Here is an 18,299-nt window from a genome sequence, read left to right as displayed (position 1 = left end):
TGTTCTGCCCACAAAAATTCCGACACTCCCCACTGCGGACCCGTGCCGCCGTTGGTCGCGGCGACGGCCACACAATATCTGGCAGACACAGTCCTGGAAGCGTTCTCGAACACCGTCGCGGCCGATTCGTCGTTCGGTCCTCAAGGTGATGTTCCCCCGGTTCGCCAGAGTCGGTTTGCTTGACTCCCGGTCACGACGTCATCGAAGGAGGCGCCGGCGGGCCCGCGTCCGCCTCTCCGCTGCCGCGCGACGCGCGGCCGAATCCCGGCTGCTGCGCCGTCTGAGCGAGGCCACCGACCTGCTGGCCCCACTCGGAGTCAGCGTGACCGCCCTGGACGAACAGCAAGCGGGCGCGGTACTGGCCAGCTGCACCAACCCCGGCAGCCTCCTGCCCGCCACGGCCGATGTCGCCGACCGGGACGCGATCATCACCACCGACACCACCCAATACCCCGGCCCCGACCTCGCCGACGAGTTACCCGACTCGCCGGCGGGGATCGTCCCGGAGTCGCTGTCGATCGCAACCCGCCACCTCGAAGTCGGGTCGGACTGGATCGCCACCCTCGCCGTGACCGGATACCCGCGCGAAGTCACCGCCGGATGGCTCGCCCCGCTGCTGTCGCACCCCGGCCGTGTCGATGTCGCCGTGCACATCGACCCGATCGACCCGGTCACCGCCGCGACCCGGCTCAAGCACCAGTTCGCCCGGCTCGAGTCCTCCCGCATGCACGACACCACCCACGGACGCCCCGCCGACCCACTGGTCGAGGTCGCCGTCGAAGACGCCGCCGACCTGGCCGCACGGGTAGCGCGCGCCGAGGCACGCCTGTACCGGGTCGGGATCTACCTGACCGTGCACGCCGACAGCGAAGACGAACTCGCCGACGAGGTCGCCGCGGTGCGGGCACTGGCCGCGAGCCTGCTGATGGACACCTGCACCCTGGCCTACCGCGCCACCCAAGCCTGGACCAGCACCCTGCCGATCGGCCTGGATCTGATCGCGATGCGCCGCACCTTCGACACCCCCGCCCTCGCCGCGGCATTCCCCTTCGACTCCCCACAACTCCCGACCCTCGACCCGATCGCGGCCAGCCGACCCACAGGAGTGCTCTACGGACGCGACGCCGCCGGAGGATTGGCGTTCGTCGACCGATTCTCACCCGATGCCCACAACCACAACATGGTCGTCCTCGGTCGCAGCGGTGCCGGGAAATCCTATTTGATCAAGACCGAGATCCTGCGCTCGCTGTATCGCGGCATCGAACAAATCGTCATCGACCCCGAAGACGAATACCGGCCCCTGGCCGACGCCGTGGGCGGTGTCCACATTCCCCTCGGCGCGCCCGGGGTGCGGCTCAACCCGTTCGATCTGGACATCCACACCCGCCCCGACGGCCGCCGCACCGCCCCACGCGACGCGCTGAACCGGCGAAAACTGTTCCTGCACACCCTCATCCGCGTCCTGGCAGGGGAACCCACACCCGCCCAACGCGCAGCCCTGGACGCCGCCCTGACCGCCACCTACACCGCCGCAGGCATCAACCCAGACCCCGCCACCTGGAGTCGGCCAGCGCCCACCCTGAGCATGCTGGCCGAACAACTCACCCGACTCGCTACACCCGCCGCCGACGAGCTGGCCGCCGCGCTGCACCCGTACGTGGGCGAGGGCACCCACGCCGGACTACTCGACGGCCCCACCACCCTCGACCCCGACGGCCCGATGATCGTGTACTCCCTGCGCCAAGTGCCCGACGAACTCCGCACGATCGCGACCCTGCTGGTCCTGGACGCGACCTGGCGGCAAGTGAGCGACCCCGCCACCCGACGGCCCCGGATGGTCACCGTCGACGAGGCATGGCTACTCATGCGCCAACCCGCCGGAGCCGAATTCCTCTACCGGGCAGCGAAAAGCTTCCGCAAATACCTCACCGGACTCACCACGGCCACCCAGGACTGCGCCGACATGCTCTCCACCGACCTGGGCCGCGCCATCGTCGCCAACGCCGCCACCCAAGTCCTGCTCCGCCAAGCCGTCTCAGCCAGCGACGAGATCGCCACCGCCTTCCAGCTCTCGGACGGCGAGAAACAATTCCTGCTCACTGCTGCCCACGGCAGCGGCCTGCTCGCCCTCGGCGGCACCGACCGCGCCGTATTCGCCTCCCTGGCCTCACCCGACGAACACGCCCTGATCACCACCTCCCCGGAATTCGACCTCCTCGCTGCACCCGACGACAGCGACACCGATATCGACCTGGCCACGCTGGCGACGTTGCGTCCACCCACCGACACCGAGGACTCGGAGACTGCTGTCTGTATAACCTGCGATACCGGCGCAGATGACGATGTGTTCATCAAACTGCATGGTGCGGCATGAGCTCAGATTTGGGCCACCGCGCCTGCCCGACAGTGCCCGCAATTTCACCGCGGTGTCTGATGCCCGGTGCCGCAAGCCGCGGTGGCATGAGACGCTCGTCCGCTCCTTTCGTGAGCACATCGCCGAAAGATGAGCAATTCGATCAGATCAGTGACGACCGATCTCGTCAGATTACCGTCGCCCAATAATCCAACGAGGCTACAGACGACGGAAAAATAACGAAGGTTTTGACTCTTCTCGTTCCGGTCGGAGAAATTGACGACGGAACATTCATCCGGAAACAAGGTGATGCCTATATGTGATATCTATATGATGTCGGGCCTGTGGGGAAATTTCATTGGCAAAGAAAGATGCTGCCATGAAAATTGGGATTGGAGTTAATCATGGATGATCGTTCGGATTCCTGGCTGACCACAGAAGAGGTGGCGCAGCGGCTACGTGTTCCTCCCAAGACTCTCGCCAACTGGGCCTCGCTTGGTAAAGGGCCTCGTTTCGCAAGAATCGGTCGTTTTCGTCGATACAAGCTTAGCGACTTGATGGCGTGGGAGCGAACGCTGTTGTACCGAGGTCAGGATTTTCGGGACGAGCATGGTAACGCAGCGTAGCTATAAACGAGGATCGATATGAAGGGAGATTAACGTACGTGACTCAGGTAACAATGGAACCGGGCGCTATGCCGCCGAAAGATAGACTTAGCCCAATCAAGGGGCGTGACGGTGTGTGGAGACTTACCCGCATACGCCACCGCGCCTACAGTGGCGAATATGTGAAGACCAGCGCCAGCGGACGAACCCGCAGGGAGTGCCTGGATGAGTGGGAGAGGGGCTTCAAGAAGAACGTTCTCAAGGGTTCGAAACGTAAGCGTGTCAGTAAAAGGCGGCAGTTCGCCCCTACTGACAAGATGAGCAAGGTGTTTGCTGAACTCGACGCCCAGTACAAGGAAAGAGTAGAGGCAGGCAAGATGGCCGACGACACGTACAACAACTATCGATGCTACATATACCCCCCGGCGAAGAGTGCGAAGCGCAGCAATAACCCTGACGCCTTCAAACTCGATATCGAGATGGGGAGCCTCGGCATTGTCGAAGCGGCCGACGCATCTTGGATCGCCGATTACCTAGATGAGGTGGCCGACAGCGCGCCCAGTACCGCCTATCATCAACATCGTCAGCTGTGCTCCGCATTCAAAATTGCAATATTGGGTAAGGGTCTCGAAGCTAGCGCCAACCCTATGCCCTATGTGCCTCGACCGACAAATGACGGTGGAAAGCCTCGGCCACTGAGCCCAGCGGAACAGCGTGGTGTCCTTCAACGTATGGATGTATGGCTGGAAGACGAGCGCGGTGAGAGCCGTTACTTGCGAATGCTGTATCTGTTGCTGCTCGGTACTGGGATGCGGCCAGGCGAAGGGCTGGCGGTGCGGTGGTGTGACATCACGAAAGAAGAATTCGGTGGCATTACTCGGTCTGTGCTACATATCTGTGGCACCGTCAGATGCAAGTCCGCGATCGGCCCGTATCGGAACCCTCAACGTAAGAGTGGCAATGAGTACCGAGTCGTGCTTCCCGATTGGTTGACGGCTGAACTGGACGCCGAGAAGGCGAGGCTAGGCCCTGTCTCGGATGATTGGCCGATCCTCCAGGGTCCGCGTAGCAGTGCGGGTTCGTGGGTCAGCGTGTCCAATGCCCGTATGGCCGTCTATGCCATGCGGTCCGGAAGTGAGTTCGACAAGTTCCGACTGTCTGACCTACGAGACACGGTAGCTACGCATATCGCCACGATCACCGGCGACGATGAGCGTGCCAGCGCTCAACTAGGGCACTTGGACGGCAGAAAGTCGATGGCACAGCGTCACTATATCCACCAGGGCATCCGTCGCATGGTGGCAGTGGACAACGTTGATGCCATGGAACTGCTGAACCCGTTCAAAGTGGCACCAAAGTGGCACTTTGCGGCCTAGTTCAGCAGTCTGCAACGTTCTGACCAGCCAAAACGGCTAATCTTTCTTCATCATCTCGTAGACGCGCTTGCAGTCCGGGCAGACCGGGGAGCCGGGCTTGGCCGAGCGGGTGACGGGGAACACCTCGCCGCAGAGGGCCACGACATGGGTGCCCATGACGGCGCTCTCGGCGATCTTGTCCTTCTTCACGTAGTGGAAGAACTTGGGGGTGTCGCTGTCGGTCGTCTCGTCGGTGGTCGAATCCGGGCGAACGAGGGTATCGGTGTTCACCCTTCCATGATGCCGCATCCGGTGATCGGAGCGCGGCTCGGTGGTCGCGATCACCACGTGTGCATCCGACCTTCGGGAGTGGAAGACTCGGAGGTATGCAGCGTGACGGCGAAACTCCCGATGCCGAAGTCCCCGGCCGACCGGTCGACGGTGGTGAGACCCGCGCCCAGGCGGGGCGCACGGGCGAAGCGGACGACGCCGCGCAGCAGGATCCCGAAGTGCAGATCCCTCCGGCCGGTACTGTCCCGCCTCCGCCGCCCCGCGTCGAGAGTGGATTCTTCCGCGGACCCAAACCGGACGCTCCGGTCCTGATCACCGAGGCCGCGCCGTCGCTGGAACAGCAGCATCGGGCCCGGGTGCGCCGCTACATGCTGTTGATGGGGTTCCGCATCCCCTGCCTGATTCTGGCCGCGGGCGCGTACGGGCTGTGGCACAACGCGCTCATCTCACTGGCCATCATCGGGGTCTCGATTCCGCTGCCGTGGATCGCGGTGCTCGTCGCCAACGACCGGCCGCCACGCCGCAAGGACGAGCCGAGCCGCTGGGACGGTCGTCGCGCCGAACACAAGGCCCTCGAGTCGCGCCACCATCATTCGATCGATGGCTGAGCAGGCGCACCGAGCGCCGCATTCCTCGAACGGATGAATCCGGACATCACCATCGCGATCGCGCACAGCGCGCCCGCGATGTACCAGGCCAGGTCGTAGCTGCCGCGCATATCGCGGATGATGCCCGCACCGGTGGCGGCCAGGGCCGCGCCGATCTGATGTGAGGCGAACACCCAGCCGAACGCGACCGGGCCGTCGTCACCGAAATACCTGCGGCACAAGGCAACTGTGGGCGGCACCGTCGCGATCCAGTCCAGGCCGTAGAAGACGATGAACACCCACATGCTCGGCTGGGTCTGCGGCGCGAGCAGCGAGGGCAGGATCACCAGCGACAGCCCGCGCAGCCCGTAGTAGGTCATCAGCAGGTAGCGGGATTCGATCCGATCGGTCAGCCACCCCGAGGCGATGGTCCCGGCGACATCGAAGATGCCGACCGTGGCGAGCAGTCCGGCCGCGGTGGTGGGCGGCATGCCGTGATCGTGCGCCGCACTGACGAAGTAGGTGCCGACCAGACCGTTGGTCGATGCGCCGCACACCGCGAAACCACCTGCCAGCAACCAGAATTGGGGTGTGCGCGCGACTCGGGACAACACCGTCACCGCCCGCGCCGCGCCGCCACGCAGGACCGTCCGCACCCCGGTCCGGTCGCCGGGTTCGGCCCCGTAGGCGGTGACGCCGATATCGCTGGGGAAATCCCGGATCAACAGCAGGACCAGCGGTACCACGGCCAGTGCGGCGCCCGCCACCACCAGCGACGGCGTGCGCCATCCGTGTTCCTGGGCCAGCGCGGAGATCAGCGGCAGGAATACCAGCTGTCCGGTGGCTCCGGCCGCGGTGAGCACACCGGTGACCAGCCCGCGATGCCGGACGAACCACCGTCCGGTGATGGTCGCCACGAACGGCATCGACATCGAGCCGACACCCACTCCGACCAGCAACCCCCAGGTCGCCATCAGCTGCCACGGCCGGGTCATGAACACCGTCAGCCCGCTGCCCGCCGCCACCAGCACCAGCGCGCCGGCCACCACCCGCCGGATGCCGAACCGATCCATCAGCGCCGCCGCGAACGGGGAGATCACCCCGTAGAGCAGCACGTTCAGCGATACCGCGGCCCCGATCGTGCCGTGCGACCAGCCGAATTCCCGATGCAGCGGATCCATCAGCACACTGGGCACCGACCGGAATCCGGCCGCTCCGATCAACGCCACGAATGCCGCGACGGCCACGAACCAGGCCGGATGAATCGGCATCCGGGCGAGCCGGGACGGTGGTGCGGCCTCGCGCGGCCCGGGTTCCGGGGTGTCCCGTCGGGGGCCGAATTCCGATGTGGGGTCCTGCAGTTCGGTCACACGACGAGCGTGCCGGAGAAGCGGTTGCGAGACGAGTGGCCTGAATGCCACAATCCGTCAATATCTGGCCAATCTTGGGAGGGTGCCGTGATCCGATGGAATTGGGCGTTCATCGATCGCCCGGCCGACCGCTTCGACGAGGCGGCGGCCTTCTGGGCGACCGTGACGGGCTCGCGCCTGTCCGAACGTCGCGGTGCGAACGGCGAATTCGCGACTCTCCTTGCGGCGCAGGGTGATCCCTGCCTGCGGATGCAGGCGGTCGGCGATTCGGGCGGCGCACATCTCGACCTCGACGTCGACGATCTGGTTGCCGCCACGCAATGTGCTCAGGCGCTCGGGGCGAAGGTCGTCGCCGATCACGGCAGCTGGGCGCTGATGCATTCACCACAGGGGCTGGCGTTCTGCCTGACCACCGAGAACGGCCGGCAGGTCCCCTCGCCCGTGTCGTCCGCGGGCGGATCGGTCAGCCGCCTGGACCAGATCTGCCTCGACATCGGCCCGAGCGGCTTCGACGAGGAGGTCCGCTTCTGGTCCGAGCTGACCGGGTGGGGCCTGTCGGAAACCTCCGAGCCCGAGTTCACCCGGCTGGCCGTGCCGGATCGGCTGCCGATCCGCATCCTGCTCCAGCGTCTGACGCAGGACCGCGCGCCGTCGGCGCATCTCGATCTGGCCTGCTCGGACGTCGAGGACGTCGCGGCCTGGCATCAGGGGCTCGGTGCGCGCCGGATCGCCGAAGGCTCCTGGTGGACGGTCATGCGCGATCCCGTGGGCGGGATCTACTGCCTGACCGACCGCGACCCGTACACCGGACGGGCGAAGCCGTGATGCCGGACGGCAAACCCGTTGCGGCGCTTGCAGACAGCTGCGCCCGTGCGGCGGAATCCGTGCGCCGGTCGGACTCGTGGAGGCAGTCGCAGCGTGCGATGCTCGGCGGCTGCCACAGCGTGCGGGATGCCGCGAGCGTGTGCATCACCAACCGTGCCATGCGCACCAACGTGGTCTCGGCCGCACACCGGAGTCGTGGTCGAAGCGTTCGGCGAAGCCAGTGACGAAGCGGGAGAGGAGATCTCGGTGAGTCCGGTGCACACCGTGGCCGTGCTGGCGCTCGCGCCGGTGGTGGGGTTCGACATGACGATTCCGCCGACCGTGTTCCGTTCGGTGGACGGGCCGGACGGTTCCCCGCTGTATGACGTGCAGGTGTGCGGTCTGGACCCGGCAGGCGTGGTGTCCACGGCGGGCTACACGATCGTTCCGCAGGCCGGGCCGGAACTGCTCGCCACCGCGGACACCGTGATCGTCCCGGGAACGCAGCTCCCACAGGCCCGGCGGGACGGCACCCTGCCCGGCGAGGTGGCTGAGGCGCTGGCGAGCATCCGGGACGACGCCCGCATCGTGTCGATCTGCACGGGCGCGTTCGTCCTCGGGGCCGCGGGCCTGCTGGACGACCGCCGGGCCACGACGCACTGGGCCCATGCCGAGGACTTCCGCCGGCTTTTCCCGCGGGTCCGGCTGGATGAGAACCTGCTGTTCGTCGAGGACGGAAATATCTGCACCGCAGCGGGTTTGGCCGCCGGACTGGATCTGTGCCTGCACCTGATGCGCACCGATCACGGCAGTGAGATCGCCAATCGCGCCGCCCGGTATTGCGTCGTGCCGCCGTGGCGCGAGGGCGGGCAGTCCCAGTTCATCGACCGGCACATTCCCGACGACGGCTCCGACGGCACCGCCCCCACGCGCGCCTGGATGCTGCGACATCTCGACCGCGATCTGGATCTGGCCGCTTCGGCCGCGCACGCGCGGATGAGTGTGCGCACCTTCACCCGTCGATTCAAATCCGAGACCGGGCAGGCGCCGGGCGCATGGCTGTTGCAGCAGCGCCTGCGGCACGCGCGGCATCTGCTCGAGACCACCGATCTGCCGATCGATGGGGTTGCCCGCGCCGCCGGGATGGGCACCGCCTCCTCGCTGCGACATCACATGCGCATCGAACTGGGTGTGCCGCCGTTGGCCTATCGCAGGACGTTTCGTGCGGTGCAGGGCGTCGAGACGCGCCGGACGAGTGAGATCGCACAGGTTCCCGCCATGGGATCGCGGCCTGTGGCAGGCTCATAGATGTGAGCCAACCTGCGAGCGAGCTTTCAGCACAGTAGGCTCGACGCAGGACGGAGCCGAGCACGGGCGAGGTGAGGTCGTGAGAGACGACGAAATCGATCTATCGGTGACCCTCGAACAGTATCTGCAGGTGTTCCGTCAACCAGGACTCGGCCGCGACGAATTACAGTCTCTGCGCGAGAGCGTCGGCCATTTCCTCGATATCGCCACCCCGGCGGAGGGCCGAGAGCTGATGCGTGGCGCGATCGCGCCGGATTCGCTGTCGCTGGCCTTGCAGCTCGAGCGTGCGCTCGATCACGCACTGGCCGAACGTGATGCGGCCGAGCGGGAGCATCAGCGCCGGGTGGACATCCGGGCCAGGATGATCGCGGCGATGGATACCCTGGACGGATTCATGCGCGATATGCCGGGTCTGGCGAAGAAGGAGATCGCCGTCGGCACACTGGTTCTGGACGAAGGGTTCGAGCTGCTCGAGGGTGGGCTCGTGCGCCTGAGCGAATCGCAGGAGGCCGCGGCGGATCCGGAATCCGGTGCGCTGGAGGAACGTCGGGCGGAGTTGGAGGAGCGGATGAGCGCGGCGGTCGCCGCTCGCGCCGAACTGATGCTCTCCACCATCACCGCCCTGCGTGAGGCCCTGGGCTATTCCGCCGATGGGACCGGAATGCCCTGGGTGATAGCCGAATTGGCAGCGGACGGACTCGATGTGGCCGAACCGTTCGCCGGTACGGCGGCGATCCTGCCCGAATGCCCGCTCAAGGATCTGCTGACCCAGATCATCGCCGATGCGGCACTGGCACGGGCGTTTCCGGATGCGCACGTCGTCGAGGGCGACTGACCCGGTATCGCGCCCGGCCCGGAATGTGTTGGCCCGGAGGATCTCCGTGTACGGACCGCGCTGTTCAGGAGGAGACCGTCAGCGGGCTCGTCCCGGGCGGACGTGGCGGTCCGGGTGCCGGGTCCGTCGTCGAGTCCTGTTCGGGCGGTTCGATGGTCGGGTCGATTGTGCGGTGCAGGCGGAACGAGAGCCAGCGGCGGATGATGTCGAAGCGGGTCCGGCGGGCGGGCCAGAACTCCTGCACCGTCGCATTGAATTCCGCGCCGATGATCACCGCGAACGCGAGGAAATAGGTGAACAGCAGGAACGCGATCGGGGTGGACAACGCCCCGTAGCTGATGCCGTTGCGGCTCACCCAGGACAGGTAGCGCCGCAGGATGATGCTCGCGGTCATGAAGAACGCGCCCGCGACCAGCGCGCCCCCGAACAGCCGGTGCCACGGCAGCGACCGGTGCAGCGCGAATTTGTACAGCGTGGTCAGCCCGATGATGATCAGTAGCCCGGTGCCCGGATAGTAGAACGCGTCGAGCAGGTGCAGTCCGGGGTCGTGCCAGGGCTCGGGCAGCATTCGCCCGATCAGCACGGGCCCCAGCGCCACCAGCGGTAGCACGAACACCGAGATGATCAGGAATCCCACGTACAGCAGTAGTGCGAAGATTCGCTGCCACACCGGATTCCGGGCGTCCTGCTGATTGTGCGCGTCCACGATCGCGTCCACGAACGTCGCCATCGCCGAGGATCCGGCCCAGAGCGACAGGACGAATCCGAACGACACCACCGCACCGCGTCCGCGTTGCAGCACATCGCCCACGGTGGGTTGGATGAGGTCGTCGACCACGGTGGGGCTGAACAGTTTCCGGCTGAAGGTGATGAGCTTGCTCTCGACGATCTGCACCGTATCGGGCCCGAACCACCCGCCGACGTAGCCGAGACAGCCCAGCAACCCCAGCAGCAGCGGAGCCAGCGACAACATTTGCCAGAATGCCGCCGCCGCCGATTTGGTGAATATCGAATCGTTCCAGGCCTTGACGACCACCCGAGCCACCAGAGCCCAGGTCCGCAGCAGCGCGTGCACGATCCGCCCGATGACCAGAATCAGCCACCGCCCGACCGCACGCACCACCGACCCGACCCACTTCGGCCGGTCACCGTCCGTCCGCGGCACCCTCTGATCATTCATGTCGCCTACCAGCATCTCCTACCGCCGCCCGAAATGCGCGCCTACCACCCACCGACGTTCCCGGTGTCGTACGCCACACCCACCCGATGGCCAGAACTTTGCTTGCGGCGCGGGGACACAGCCGGTCGCATGGCCGACCGATGTCAACCCCTCGACTCACCCAGTTCACTCACCCCCCGTCAACGCCAACTTCGCATCCGCGACCCCACCCCAGCGAAGCAAAGGCAATCGACCGCAGCACCGAAGCAGAACAGGCGAACCCGACCAGTTCCGCCCACCCCTGACAAGGTCGACTCCGAGGCCGCGGCCCAGTTCGATTCTGGTGTGACGAAGAGGCGGAGTGCGGCGATCGAGCCACAGAACGCGTGCCCGAGGTCAACCCAGGCTCATTCACCCCGGGTAACGCCGAACACCGAGGCAGCGGCCCCGGTTCGATTCTGTTGTGGCAAGAGGCGGAGTGCGGCCACCGATCACAGAACGCGAACCCGCGGCCAGCCCAAGCCCGTCCACCCCGGGCAACGCCAACCCCAAAGGCCGCGGCCCGGGTCGATTCTGGACTGACCGGAGCGGAGGAGCGAAGCGGGGGAGCGGAGGGAGGGAAGAATCGGCCCCAAGGGGGCCGCGGCCCCGCCGGAGCGCAGCGGAGGCCAAAGACACAGTGTCGGATTGGGTAGTTGTCGGTGGGGGTCGGTACTCTTCCTGGAGTGACTTCGGGTGGTGGCGGTTCTTTACGTGCGTGGCAGCGCAGGGCTCTGACCAGGTATTTGACTACCAAACCACGTGATTTTCTCGCGGTTGCGACGCCGGGAGCAGGCAAGACGACGTTCGCCCTGCGGGTGGCGTCCGAGCTGCTGGCCGATCGCACCGTCGATCAGGTGACGGTGGTCGCACCCACCGAACATCTCAAGCATCAGTGGGCGGCGTCGGCGGCGCGGGCCGGGCTGGCATTGGATTCGAACTTCTCCAACTCCACCGGTGGCACTTCGGGCGACTATCACGGTGTGGTCGTCACCTACGCCCAGGTGGCTTCGCATCCGTTCAAGCATCGCGTGCGCACCGAAAACCGCCGCACCCTGGTGATTCTCGACGAAATCCACCATGCGGGCGATGCCAAGAGCTGGGGCGAGGCCACGGCGGAGGCGTTCGGCGACGCGACGCGCCGTCTGGCGCTGACGGGTACTCCGTTCCGCAGTGACGACAGCCAGATCCCGTTCGTCACCTACGAGCCCGACGAGGCCGGCTTCCCCCGTTCGCGCGCCGATCACAGTTACGGATATTCCGAGGCGCTGGCCGATGGTGTCGTGCGGCCGGTGGTGTTCCTGGCCTATTCGGGTGAGGCGCATTGGCGCGACAGCGCGGGCGAGGAGTATTCGGCGCGGCTGGGTGAGCCGCTGAGCGCCGAGCAGACCGCGCGCGCGTGGCGTACCGCACTCGATCCCGCCGGTGACTGGATGTCGAAGGTGCTGATCGCCGCCGACACCCGGCTGCGGCAGCTGCGCGCCACGGGTATGGCGGATGCGGGCGGTCTGGTGATCGCCACCGATCAGGAGAAGGCGCGCGATTACGCCGATCTGCTGGAACACATTTCGGGCAGTAAGCCCGCGGTGGTGTTGTCCGATGATCCGGGGTCCTCGGATCGGATCGATGCGTTCGCCCGCAGCACCGATCCGTGGATGGTGGCGGTGCGCATGGTGTCCGAGGGCGTGGACGTCCCGCGGCTGGCGGTCGGCGTCTATGCGACCAGCGCGTCCACGCCGCTGTACTTCGCGCAGGCGATCGGTCGTTTCGTGCGCGCCCGGCGTCCCGGGGAGACCGCGAGTGTGTTCCTGCCGTCGGTGCCGGTGCTGCTGGATCTGGCCGCGCAGCTCGAGGTGCAGCGCGATCACGTGATCGGCAAACCGCATCGTGAGAAGAACGCCCTGGACGACGAGCTGCTGATCGAGGCCAACAAGCAGGAGGACGAGCCGGGCGAGGAGGAGGCGAAGTTCGTCGCGCTGGCCGCGGACGCCGAACTGGATCAGGTTATCTACGACGGTGATTCGTTCGGTACGGCGACGTTCTCCGGCAGTGACGAGGAGGCCGACTATCTCGGCATTCCGGGCCTGCTCGATGCCGATCAGATGCGTGCGCTGTTGCGCGATCGGCAGACTCGCCAGATTCAGGAGCGCAGTTCGGCGGCCACGATGACCGAGGAGGGGCCGAGTGTCTCGGCGTCTTCGGAACGTGTTGCGACAGCGGACAAGCTGGGAGAGTTGCGCCGCGAACTGAACAGCCTGGTCGCGATGCATCATCACCGCACCGGTAAACCGCACGGTGTGATTCACGGTGAGTTGCGCCGGGAGTGCGGCGGCCCGCCCACGGCGCTGGCCACGGTCGATCAGCTCTCGGAGCGCATCACGGCGTTGCGGCGGATGTAGCGCGCCGCACCGCGGCGGATGTAGGCCCGTCGCACCCGTCCGGTCGCGCTCGCAACCGGACGGGTGCGAGCGGGATCAGTCGTCTTCGGGGGTTTCGGTGAAGCGCTGAAGGTACAGCGGCTCACCGAGTTTCGCCAGCAGTTCGAGTTCGGTCTCGAGGTAGTCGACGTGCTCTTCCTCGTCCTCGAGGATCTTTTCGAAGATCCGGGCGGAGGTGACGTCACCGCGCGAGCGCATCAGTTCGATGCCCGGTCGCAGCCGGTTCACCGCTTCCATCTCGACGGCGAGGTCGGCTTCGAGCTGTTCGGAGACCGTCTGGCCGATCCGCAGAACATTGAGCTTCTGATAGTTGGGGAGTCCCTCGAGAAACAGGATGCGGTCGGTGAGGATCTCCGCATGCTTCATCTCGTCGATGGACTCGTAACGGGTGTGCTTGGCGAGCTTGGTGAGACCCCAGTTCTCCTGCATCTTGGCGTGCAGGAAGTACTGGTTGATCGCCGTCAATTCGGCGGTGAGCTGCTCGTTGAGCAACGCGATAATATCCTTGTCGCCTTCCATGAAAGCGATAGTGACACATGGGAACCAGGGTCCTGAACACCGGGGCCCGTATTGTAGCAGAACAAAGGTCAGCCACACCTCATTGTGGCTAGGCTCGCCTCAGCAAATCTTCAGTTGCTTTTCGGTGTGTGGCGGACCGGGAAAGTCAGGCGGCCGTAGTGTCGGAGGAGGCGTTCGCCGAGGCTGCCATGGCTTGGCCGAAGACTTCGCTGAGGCGCCGGGTGCAGCTGCCGCAGCCGGGCTTCCAGCCGCAGGCGTTCTTGACCTGCCTGGTGGTGCATGCACCTGCCTGCACGCAGCTGTGCACGTCGGACTCTGACACGGCGTTACAGATGCAGATGTACACGGTCGGCCTCGCGGTGCGGTAGGGCGGTTCTCGGCGAGGTTAGCCTCGCCTGAGGAGGTTAGCCTCGCCTTATGTATAGCACGGATTCCCGCGCTGGAGAACTGTCTCGGACCGATCGATTCCCGCTCAGACCCGGATCAGCGGCCCGGCGAACGGCACCAGTGCCGGCACGCGCTGCCGGTAGCTGCGGTAATCGTCGCCGAACGTATCGATCAGCATGTGGTCCTCCACGCGTACCCGGCGCAACAGCCAGATGGTGACGAAGACGAGCAGCACGATCGAAGACCCGAATCCGGCCACCAGCGTCAGACCGATCATGAGCCCGAGCAGTCCGGTGTAGATCGGATGCCGCACCAATTGGTAGGGCCCGCCGGTGCGCAATTGATGGTCCTGCTGGATCATCGGCCGTCCCGCCCACATCGTGCCCAGGGCCAGGCGCGCCCACACCATCAGCACCGCCGAGGCGATGATCAGGATCGACCCGACCCCCTTCAGGATCTCAGCCTTCCAGGTGATCGGATCCCAGATATCTCGGGGCAGAAGGTGAATTACGACGCTGAGCGCGACGATCCCGGCGATCATCCACGGCTCGGGCAGTAAGGTCCGCAAGAAATGCCAGATCTTCCCCCGTAGCCCGGTCGGTCGCACCGCGGCGAACCACACTGCGGTCCCCAGCCACACCAACCCGACGATATCGATACTCCAACCGGCCGCTGTGGCCAGCGCATCCACAATTGTCATGCTTCGAGAATGCGCGTGTCGGGGTAGGTCCGGACACCACCCGGCAGCCGATCTCACTCCACCCGCGGGTGGATTTTCGATTGCTGCGAGGGCTACCAGCGCTCGTATTGCTCCTCACGCTGACGTTGCACGGCGTTCTCGATCCAGGCGCCGAAGCGCGCGGACAGATCCTTCGCGACGGCAGGACGGATGCTGATGTGCTCACCACGGACTTGCAGGTACCGGCCGTCGTCGAAATCGCACCACATGATCTCCTGCACCGGATCGGGGTAGGCGTGGATCGGACCCAGTAGAAGTGCGGCCGTACCGTTTCCGTCGACGGGCCGGGCGAGCAGCCGACGGTAGCGCTCGGCGGGCGTGCTGCCGGTCGCGGACTGGTGATTGTCGCGAATATCTCTGGGGTGCACGGTGATCGGCTGCGCGCGGCCCGGTTCGCGGGCCGGGATCGTGGCGACCAGGCGAGCGCCGAGCTGTTCGGGGCGGCACGAGTGCGCGCGTATCCGGCCGTCCACCTCACCCTCGGTGATCTGATACAGCACGGTCGCGTGGTGCAGGTTGCGTGCGCCGATGATTCTGTATGTCCGCGCCGCGCCGGTGCTGCCCGGGTATTTCGTTGTGCTGCCGAGGATTTCGATCCGCATGTCGGAGGTCGTGACGGTGTGCAACGCCAGGTCGATCTGTTCGAGCTCATCGGCGTCGTACCGCCCGCGTACGGCCGGCCGATGCAGTTCGAACTCGTCGTTGTAGGCGAATCGACTGGTGAACCGCAGCAGACCCGGAATCCTGTCGTTGGCGTCGCTGAACCACAGCGCCGCGAAATCATCCGGCTCCCAAGCCCACTGCGTCATACGCGTTCCCATCGATCATCCCGGCGTTGCCACCGCCACACCAAACCTGTTGTCCCCATGCGGGTTCGATCCGCTACGCCGGAGGCGGCTGCGAAGTCTTGTTGCCGTCGAAATCGCCGCCGATGACTCCGCCGGGAATCGTGCGGGTGAGTTCGCCGATGAGTTCCTCGGCATTCTCCGCGTTGATCAGATAATCGGGCGTGGTGTGCGTGCGATCCTCGTCCTGCTCGCCCTTGCCCTTACCGGCGCCGCCCATTCCGCCCATTCCGCCGAGACCGGATGTCGAGGCGCCCGCGCGGGTACTCGCGGCGGCAGCAGCGGTCTGACTCGCGTTCGGGCTACTCGTACCCGGCACGCTGCGGCCCGCACCACCCCCGGACGTACCGTCGGTGTCACCACCGGCTCCGCCGTAACCGCCTGTGCCGCTGGCGTTGTAGGAGCTGGGCGACACACTGCTGGGAGTCGTGGCGCTGCTGTCGGTCGAGGACGGGCTCGTGGACGTCGAGTCGTTCTTGTCGTTCGACTGGGACGAACCATCGGTATTGCTGCTCGGATTCGTCGACTGGTTCTGATCCTTCGACTGGTCCGACGAGTCGGTGGAATCCTTGCTGTTCTTGTCGTTCGAATTCTTGTCGCTCGAATCCGTACTGTTGGGTCCGGAGCTCGTCGTGGGGTTGGTGGTCCCCGGGCCGGTGACCTTCGGCGCGCTGTCGTCCTTCTTGGTCGGATTCAAACTCGCCGGAAGCACCGGGACCGAGCTGTCCGTCCTACGGAATTCGGTGACGTAGTGCTGCAGCATCGCATCGCGCGTATCGGCCTCGTTCTGCGTGCGAGTGTGTTCCTCGCTACGAGCCTGCGCACGGCCGAAGTACGGGATATTCGTCGTCCACGAGTGCTCTGCCGCGGGCTTGATCCCACTCTTCGTCTGGACCACGGCATTCGCGGCGGCACTGATGTCCTTGCCGATGCCGGACAGCAGATCGGTGAGATTCGCTGCGTCGGTGGTGTATTCGGTGATCGCCTTCTTGGCGGCCTCCGCGGACGCGCCCTCCCACGCCTCGGAGATGGATGCACCGACCGAGCGTTTGAAGGTCTCGAGACCCTGATCCCAGTCGCTGGCAGCTGTGGCGTACTTCAGCGCCTGCGCCTGGGCGTCCGAGGTGTCCAGGTGCTCGAAGGCATCCTGGATGTCCTGGCGACTCCAGGCGAGGACGTTCTCCCCTTTATTGGGGATTTGAGGAAGCTCGTTCTGTGCTGTCATGTCAGCTCACCGCACGTTTTGGAAGAGTTGAGGCATAGCACCTGGTAGCGCCTGGGTGATAGTCGACAGACGCTGCGGTGCGGGAGCCTGCTGCGGCAGGCTGGCTTCGAGTTGCTTGTATTTCGCAGCCTGCTCCTGGTCATGAGCAGTCATCTGTTCCCGGATCGTGCGGAACAGAGTTTGGAAATCGTCGATCGTCTTGTAATGTGAGTCAAGAATGTCGTAAGCGCTGTTACCATCTTTTGCGCCTTCAGACTTGGATTTCCAGCGCGAAACCATCGTCTTAGCCGAGACTAAATCTTTGTCTCCTTTTGCTGCGTAATCCTCTCCCAGCCCCCAATGTGTTTGCCTCGAAACCTCTCGCATGAGCTGCTGAATTCTCTGGATTTGAAGCTTGAAAGTGTTGCAATCGCGATCTATGTAGACGAACTTATCCAGATCCATGCTAATGCTCAGGCTTCCGGATTTCGCGTCATTGATGAGGTTGGTCAGCGGTCGTTGCGTTGCTGGATCCTGATTATCTGCCATGAGTCCCACCCCTCCCGGTGCAGTTCGATAGTTCCACGCTCATGCTGAAGCGGGCATGCTCGGCACGACTTTCTCTGCCAACCCGCGGGCCAGCTGACAAGTATCCGTAGTTCCTGTTTTCGACCTGCTTGCAGGGTTATTCAGGTCGAACTGGAGACTGCCGCCTTTCATTTCGACATTAATCGTGCAGTCTTCGCTCGTGTGATCTGCCTGCTGCTGAGTGGAGATCGCTCGTCGTCCATTTATGGTGAATTCTTGGGTGTTGGTAAAGTGCTTGTCGCGTGTCGCGTCGACGGAAAGATTCGTGGTCTGAATCGTGGCTGCATACCCATCCAGTTCGACCCACTGGCAGCCCCGCCATAAGGTCTTTCCGGCATCAGCCTGGAAGTCGTCGGGCTGTTTCCCCTGTAGCCCTTCCGAATCCAGGATGTTCTGAGGGATGTCATTGCATGGATCGAAACCGGTCGGCACCTTCACTGCCGTCGTTGTGGGGGAGCTGCTGCTCGACGTGGATCCGCCCGACGGCGAGCATCCAGCAAGCATGAGAACGGCGGCCCCAGTGGCCAGCACGGCCGAGACAACACCTCGCCTGATCATGAAGGTCCTTTCGCCACCGGTGCACGGACATTGCTCCGGGGCCGGACCGGCACCCTGCCCCCTGGTGAAACTTGCGCCTACCGTACCCGTTCGCGTCTGTGGCGGGCAATCGGTGCTGCGGTGATTCGGCCCATGACCACGTCCGCCGGACGAGCGCGCCAGCATCTGATCGCAGCAGCGCCGATGCACTTCTCGTCGTTGTAGACCCGGTTGTCCGGCAACAGGCGTTCGTGGGCGGCGAGCGCAGGACGGGTGGCTCGATGTCTCTTGTCTTCGAGGCTGCTGCGGCGGCCTGTCGGGGCCCGGCAACGAGTA

18 protein-coding genes are annotated in these 18,299 nt (G+C 65.0%); 8 read left to right on the top strand and 10 right to left on the bottom strand.

Annotated elements, in window-relative coordinates:
- Positions 1-322 precede the first annotated feature (322 nt).
- The 3 genes from K7711_RS30470 (at position 323) to K7711_RS30460 (ending at position 4,334) form a co-directional block, all read left to right on the top strand.
- Positions 323-2,374, top strand: coding sequence for a VirB4 family type IV secretion system protein (locus tag K7711_RS30470; protein WP_222973072.1), 2,052 nt, complete (start codon positions 323-325; stop codon positions 2,372-2,374).
- A gap of 383 nt (positions 2,375-2,757) precedes the next feature.
- Entirely contained in the window at positions 2,758-2,979 is a 222-nt protein-coding gene (locus K7711_RS30465; protein ID WP_222973071.1) for a helix-turn-helix domain-containing protein, read from the top strand.
- 161 nt (positions 2,980-3,140) lie between these two features.
- On the top strand, positions 3,141-4,334 hold the full coding sequence (locus K7711_RS30460) for a site-specific integrase (protein WP_222973069.1): 1,194 nt from the start codon (positions 3,141-3,143) through the stop codon (positions 4,332-4,334).
- 36 nt (positions 4,335-4,370) lie between these two features.
- On the opposite strand, the gene K7711_RS30455 is transcribed toward K7711_RS30460, so the two are convergent.
- Entirely contained in the window at positions 4,371-4,604 is a 234-nt protein-coding gene (locus K7711_RS30455) for a DUF3039 domain-containing protein (RefSeq protein ID WP_222973067.1), read from the bottom strand.
- Positions 4,605-4,912: 308 nt separating this feature from the next.
- Here K7711_RS30455 and K7711_RS47905 point away from each other — a divergent pair, with 308 nt between their 5' ends.
- Positions 4,913-5,212 carry a DUF3099 domain-containing protein gene (locus tag K7711_RS47905; RefSeq protein WP_235748063.1) on the top strand — a complete coding sequence of 100 codons (300 nt, stop codon included), beginning with the start codon at positions 4,913-4,915 and terminating at the stop codon, positions 5,210-5,212.
- Here K7711_RS47905 and K7711_RS30445 read toward each other — a convergent pair.
- Positions 5,194-6,462 carry an MFS transporter gene (locus K7711_RS30445; RefSeq protein WP_222973224.1) on the bottom strand — a complete coding sequence of 423 codons (1,269 nt, stop codon included), beginning with the start codon at positions 6,460-6,462 and terminating at the stop codon, positions 5,194-5,196. The genes K7711_RS47905 and K7711_RS30445 overlap by 19 nt on opposite strands.
- Before the next feature lie 186 nt (positions 6,463-6,648).
- Between K7711_RS30445 and K7711_RS30440 the strand changes: the two genes are divergently transcribed.
- The 3 genes from K7711_RS30440 (at position 6,649) to K7711_RS30430 (ending at position 9,508) form a co-directional block, all read left to right on the top strand.
- Positions 6,649-7,386: a VOC family protein gene (locus K7711_RS30440; RefSeq protein WP_222973064.1), complete on the top strand. Its 738-nt coding sequence runs from the start codon at positions 6,649-6,651 to the stop codon at positions 7,384-7,386.
- Positions 7,387-7,632: 246 nt separating this feature from the next.
- Positions 7,633-8,673, top strand: a complete 1,041-nt coding sequence (locus tag K7711_RS30435; RefSeq protein ID WP_443678105.1) for a GlxA family transcriptional regulator — start codon at positions 7,633-7,635, stop codon at positions 8,671-8,673.
- Between the two features lie 79 nt (positions 8,674-8,752).
- On the top strand, positions 8,753-9,508 hold the full coding sequence (locus K7711_RS30430; RefSeq protein WP_222973058.1) for a hypothetical protein: 756 nt from the start codon (positions 8,753-8,755) through the stop codon (positions 9,506-9,508).
- A 64-nt stretch (positions 9,509-9,572) separates the two neighbouring features.
- Here K7711_RS30430 and K7711_RS30425 read toward each other — a convergent pair whose 3' ends face one another.
- Positions 9,573-10,688 (bottom strand): YihY/virulence factor BrkB family protein, encoded by a 1,116-nt coding sequence (locus K7711_RS30425; protein ID WP_222973057.1) that lies wholly within the window; start codon positions 10,686-10,688, stop codon positions 9,573-9,575.
- Positions 10,689-11,368: 680 nt separating this feature from the next.
- Here K7711_RS30425 and K7711_RS30420 point away from each other — a divergent pair.
- Positions 11,369-13,105 (top strand): DEAD/DEAH box helicase, encoded by a 1,737-nt coding sequence (locus tag K7711_RS30420; protein WP_222973055.1) that lies wholly within the window; start codon positions 11,369-11,371, stop codon positions 13,103-13,105.
- A gap of 75 nt (positions 13,106-13,180) precedes the next feature.
- Here the strand turns inward: K7711_RS30420 and bfr are convergent, their stop codons facing one another.
- From bfr to K7711_RS30385, 7 genes are all read right to left on the bottom strand, one after another.
- On the bottom strand, positions 13,181-13,663 hold the full coding sequence (bfr, locus tag K7711_RS30415) for a bacterioferritin (protein WP_040823614.1): 483 nt from the start codon (positions 13,661-13,663) through the stop codon (positions 13,181-13,183).
- A gap of 145 nt (positions 13,664-13,808) precedes the next feature.
- On the bottom strand, positions 13,809-13,958 hold the full coding sequence (locus K7711_RS30410) for a hypothetical protein (RefSeq protein ID WP_308015025.1): 150 nt from the start codon (positions 13,956-13,958) through the stop codon (positions 13,809-13,811).
- A 177-nt stretch (positions 13,959-14,135) separates the two neighbouring features.
- Positions 14,136-14,750: a methyltransferase family protein gene (locus K7711_RS30405; RefSeq protein WP_222973047.1), complete on the bottom strand. Its 615-nt coding sequence runs from the start codon at positions 14,748-14,750 to the stop codon at positions 14,136-14,138.
- A gap of 92 nt (positions 14,751-14,842) precedes the next feature.
- Positions 14,843-15,610 (bottom strand): ESX secretion-associated protein EspG, encoded by a 768-nt coding sequence (locus K7711_RS30400; RefSeq protein WP_235747983.1) that lies wholly within the window; start codon positions 15,608-15,610, stop codon positions 14,843-14,845.
- A 61-nt stretch (positions 15,611-15,671) separates the two neighbouring features.
- Positions 15,672-16,859: a WXG100 family type VII secretion target gene (locus tag K7711_RS30395; RefSeq protein ID WP_222973045.1), complete on the bottom strand. Its 1,188-nt coding sequence runs from the start codon at positions 16,857-16,859 to the stop codon at positions 15,672-15,674.
- A 6-nt stretch (positions 16,860-16,865) separates the two neighbouring features.
- Positions 16,866-17,387: a hypothetical protein gene (locus tag K7711_RS30390; protein WP_222973043.1), complete on the bottom strand. Its 522-nt coding sequence runs from the start codon at positions 17,385-17,387 to the stop codon at positions 16,866-16,868.
- Positions 17,388-17,426: 39 nt separating this feature from the next.
- Positions 17,427-17,930, bottom strand: coding sequence for a DUF3558 domain-containing protein (locus K7711_RS30385; RefSeq protein ID WP_235748061.1), 504 nt, complete (start codon positions 17,928-17,930; stop codon positions 17,427-17,429).
- Positions 17,931-18,299: the final 369 nt, after the last annotated feature.

Source organism: Nocardia coffeae (assembly GCF_019890715.1).
Lineage (GTDB): Bacteria > Actinomycetota > Actinomycetes > Mycobacteriales > Mycobacteriaceae > Nocardia > Nocardia jiangxiensis.
Note: the sequence above shows the minus strand (reverse complement) of the source record. Positions and strands in the feature narration are given on the sequence as shown.

Bases quoted from the DNA above. Each gene is read 5' to 3' on its own strand.
- K7711_RS30390 (WP_222973043.1), bottom strand. From the start codon at position 17,387: ATGGCAGATAATCAGGATCCAGCAACGCAACGACCGCTGACCAACCTC.
- K7711_RS30385 (WP_235748061.1), bottom strand. From the start codon at position 17,930: ATGCTTGCTGGATGCTCGCCGTCGGGCGGATCCACGTCGAGCAGCAGC.
- bfr (WP_040823614.1), bottom strand. From the start codon at position 13,663: ATGGAAGGCGACAAGGATATTATCGCGTTGCTCAACGAGCAGCTCACC.
- K7711_RS30400 (WP_235747983.1), bottom strand. From the start codon at position 15,610: ATGGGAACGCGTATGACGCAGTGGGCTTGGGAGCCGGATGATTTCGCG.
- K7711_RS30445 (WP_222973224.1), bottom strand. From the start codon at position 6,462: ATGCCGATTCATCCGGCCTGGTTCGTGGCCGTCGCGGCATTCGTGGCG.
- K7711_RS30425 (WP_222973057.1), bottom strand. From the start codon at position 10,688: ATGAATGATCAGAGGGTGCCGCGGACGGACGGTGACCGGCCGAAGTGG.
- K7711_RS30405 (WP_222973047.1), bottom strand. From the start codon at position 14,750: ATGACAATTGTGGATGCGCTGGCCACAGCGGCCGGTTGGAGTATCGAT.
- K7711_RS30465 (WP_222973071.1), top strand. From the start codon at position 2,758: ATGGATGATCGTTCGGATTCCTGGCTGACCACAGAAGAGGTGGCGCAG.
- K7711_RS30395 (WP_222973045.1), bottom strand. From the start codon at position 16,859: ATGACAGCACAGAACGAGCTTCCTCAAATCCCCAATAAAGGGGAGAAC.